Origin of the sequence: Acinetobacter sp. YT-02 (genome assembly GCF_002412355.1) — a bacterium.
GTDB lineage: Bacteria > Pseudomonadota > Gammaproteobacteria > Pseudomonadales > Moraxellaceae > Acinetobacter > Acinetobacter towneri.
Genome location: NZ_NOZT01000104.1, coordinates 1 through 669 on the forward strand (window position 1 = coordinate 1; position 669 = coordinate 669).

General features: G+C 53.4%; 6 tRNA genes. All 6 read left to right on the forward strand.

The window, feature by feature from the left end:
- The first annotated feature begins 1 nt into the window (after position 1).
- Positions 2 to 78, forward strand: a tRNA-Asp gene (locus tag CF596_RS14505).
- 20 nt (positions 79 to 98) lie between these two features.
- Positions 99 to 174, forward strand: a tRNA-Val gene (locus tag CF596_RS14510).
- Between the two features lie 26 nt (positions 175 to 200).
- Positions 201 to 277: transfer RNA gene (locus tag CF596_RS14515), tRNA-Asp, on the forward strand.
- 101 nt (positions 278 to 378) lie between these two features.
- A tRNA-Val gene (locus CF596_RS14520) sits at positions 379 to 454 on the forward strand.
- Between the two features lie 14 nt (positions 455 to 468).
- Positions 469 to 545, forward strand: a tRNA-Asp gene (locus CF596_RS14525).
- Between the two features lie 51 nt (positions 546 to 596).
- Positions 597 to 669, forward strand: a tRNA-Asp gene (locus tag CF596_RS14530).

Consider the following 669-nt stretch of genomic DNA (forward strand, 5'->3'; position numbering starts at 1 on the left):
TGCAGCGGTAGTTCAGTTGGTTAGAATACCGGCCTGTCACGCCGGGGGTCGCGGGTTCGAGCCCCGTCCGCTGCGCCATTTACATAAATTGCTTTTGAGGGCGCTTAGCTCAGTTGGTAGAGCGTCTGCCTTACAAGCAGAATGTCGGCGGTTCGATCCCGTCAGCGCCCACCAAGCCTTTACGTTATAGATTCTTACGTGCAGCGGTAGTTCAGTTGGTTAGAATACCGGCCTGTCACGCCGGGGGTCGCGGGTTCGAGCCCCGTCCGCTGCGCCATTCAAAAGAAAAGTTTAGGTTGCCTGATAGACTTAAACTGAAATAATGCAAAGTTTGACAGTTTTGCAAAATCAGAACAAAATATTGTTTTGATCTTATTAGGGCGCTTAGCTCAGTTGGTAGAGCGTCTGCCTTACAAGCAGAATGTCGGCGGTTCGATCCCGTCAGCGCCCACCAGATTCTTTTGCAATGCAGCGGTAGTTCAGTTGGTTAGAATACCGGCCTGTCACGCCGGGGGTCGCGGGTTCGAGCCCCGTCCGCTGCGCCACTTAAGATTCTTTAACCATTGTTTGTACCACAATAGTGACTTTGTGTAAGTGCAGCGGTAGTTCAGTTGGTTAGAATACCGGCCTGTCACGCCGGGGGTCGCGGGTTCGAGCCCCGTCCGCTGC